Source organism: Corynebacterium sp. HMSC22B11 (assembly GCF_001815965.1).
In the GTDB taxonomy this organism is placed as follows: Bacteria; Actinomycetota; Actinomycetes; order Mycobacteriales; family Mycobacteriaceae; genus Corynebacterium.
Genome location: NZ_KV823484.1, coordinates 1 through 2459 on the forward strand (window position 1 = coordinate 1; position 2459 = coordinate 2459).

General features: G+C 62.8%; 2 protein-coding genes and 1 pseudogene. All 3 read right to left on the minus strand.

Features of this window, described 5'->3' with window-relative positions:
* Positions 1 to 534: pseudogene (locus HMPREF3088_RS10105) on the minus strand (LytR family transcriptional regulator); the annotation flags it as partial.
* 189 nt (positions 535 to 723) lie between these two features.
* Positions 724 to 1299, minus strand: coding sequence for an NADPH-dependent FMN reductase (locus tag HMPREF3088_RS03645; RefSeq protein WP_070758483.1), 576 nt, complete (start codon positions 1297 to 1299; stop codon positions 724 to 726).
* Between the two features lie 96 nt (positions 1300 to 1395).
* Positions 1396 to 2400, minus strand: coding sequence for a class 1b ribonucleoside-diphosphate reductase subunit beta (gene nrdF / locus HMPREF3088_RS03650; RefSeq protein ID WP_083317315.1), 1005 nt, complete (start codon positions 2398 to 2400; stop codon positions 1396 to 1398).
* Positions 2401 to 2459 lie beyond the last annotated feature (59 nt).

The window sequence follows — 2459 nt, forward strand, 5'->3', positions numbered from 1 at the left end:
CCCGCCCGCGGGCTGCGGGTATTGCCGGTGCCCCTCCGGCCGGGCGGTGGCTGGGCGCGGCGGCTGCTGGTACGCGCCGCGTGGCTGGGCCTCCGGGTGTGCCGGGCGGTACGCGCCCTGCTGGGGAGCTGCGGCCGGGCGCGGTGCGTAGCCCCCGCGGCTATCGTGTGGTCGCTGCGTACCAGCCGGTGGGGCCTGCCGGTAGCGGGGCGGCTCCGGTCGCTGCGTCCTCTCGCGCTGTGGGGCCTTCTCTGGGCGCTGGAGCCGCTCGGCGCGCTGATTCTTTTCTGCGTGCTGGGGCCTTTCGTGGCGACCGTGTTCGGATCCCGGTGCCGGGGAACGGTGCTGGCCGGCGGCGTCGGGAATATTCGAGCGGACGTAACGCGGCGGCGCGGGCTTTTGACCTGGTCCGGGAGTGCTGGACGTCGCGTTCGACGCGGGACCAGGCGCGGGGCGACGACGCACCGGGCGGCCGAAACGATCGGTCAGGATCCTGCCATCCCGGTCGCGGGCGTATTCATCGCGTGAGTTCATGGGGACATCTTAGCGGGAGCGTTGCCATGTGGTCACGCGCACCGCCAGCAACACTGGTAACTACAGTCCCAGCCATTCCAAGTTGAGGTGACCGCGGGCGATGGCATTGCCCGCGAAAGCCATCGTGTCGAGGAGCCCGTGGGCGACAACCAGCGGCCAGATCCGGCCAGATCCGGGCAGTGCGGCGAGTTACGCCGCAGTCTCCGACACCAGCTGCGCGAAGCGCTGCACGTAGCCTGCCACGAAATCACGGGTGGCTTCGTTATTGAAGGTGCCGTCTTCGGTGAGCAGGGTGGGGGACTGGCCAAGGAAGACTTCCGGTTGCCCCGGGGTCGGCATGTCGAAATAGGAGAGCGCGAGGCGTAGGTTCTTCTGAGAGCTATAGCCACCCATGCGTCCCACGGAGTGGCTGATGATGCCGGCTGGCTTGTTTTTCCATGCGACGTCCTCGTTTGGCTTGGAGCCGATGTCTACCGCATTCTTCAGGCAGGCGGGGATGGTGCGGTTGTTTTCCGGGGTGACGAAGAGGATGCCGTCGGAGTTCTTGATGGTCTCGCGGAAGTCGCGGTATGTATCGGGGATGGGCAGGTCGGTGACGGCGGGGTCGTCGTAGTCGAAGTTATAGAGTGGCAGGTGGCCGATTTCTACGATCTTGACGTCCCAGCTTTTGGGGAAGAAGGTGATGGCTTGCTTCGCGATTTTTCGAGCGAAGGAGCCTGCGCGCAAGCTCCCGACCAGGACACTGACGGTGTGCTGAGAGGACATTTGTGTCTCCCTTTCTGTTCGTGGGGTGTTCTTCTTTTTCTTGGGGGGGGCGTCGGGGGCGGGGCGCGTTCTCCGCTTGGGTGGCGGATGCCGCGCCTAGAACTGCCAGTCGGCATCCTCGGTCTCCTCGGCGATACCGATGATGTAGGAGGATCCGGAACCGGAGAAGAAATCGTGATTCTCATCCGCGCCCGGGGTTAGCGCCGAGAGGATTTCAGGGCTGACGTTCGTTTCCGAGCCGGGATAGATTGGGGTGTAGCCCAGGTTCATCAGAGCTTTATTCGCGTTGTATTTCACGAAGCGTTCTACATCCGCCATGAGGCCGAAGGGTTCGTAGAGCTCCGTGGAGTACTCCAACTCCAGCTGGTAGAGCTCCTCAAGGAGCTCGTGCGTGAAATCGGAGAGTTCCGCCGCCCGCTCCGGGTGGCGTTCGATGCCGCGCTGGAATTTATAGCCGGAGTAGTAGCCGTGGACGGCCTTGTCTCGCAGGATGAGGCGGATCATATCCGCGGTATTGCTCAGCACCCCGCGGGTGGAGAAGTGCAGCGGCAGGTAAAAGCCGGCGTAGAGCAGCACGGAGGACAGCAGCGTGGCCGAGACTTTCCGCTTCAGCGGATCCTCGCCGAAGTAGTGCACCAGCACCTTGCGGCAGCGGGTCTGCAGAACCTCGTTCTTGACCGCCCAGTCGTAGGCGTCGTTAATTGCGGGCGTGCTGGACAGGGTGGAGAAAACGCTGGAGTAGGAGCGGGCGTGGACTGCCTGCATGAAGGCGATATTGGTGTAGACGGCCTCCTCGTGTTCGGTGAGGGCATCCTGAATCTGGCTGATTTCGCCGACCGTGGCCTGCATGGTGTCCAGTAGGGTCAATCCGGTGAAGACCCGCATAGTGAGGGTTCGTTCCAGGTCAGAGAGTCTGTTCCAATCCGGCAGATCATTGGAGAGGGGTACCTTTTCAGGCAGCCAAAAGTTCGCGGTGAGTCGGAGCCAGACTTCGAGGTCTTTTTCGTCCTGCACTCGGTTCCAGTTGATGGGGCGGATAGGGGTGTGCAGGTCGGTTTTACTCTTGGGCGGGGTGATTGAGCTTTCTAGGGTTTTCTTCATTGAATTCCTTGTAGCTGGTCGGGGTGGGTTTAATCGTTTCTGTCGTTTCTGGGGGGGGG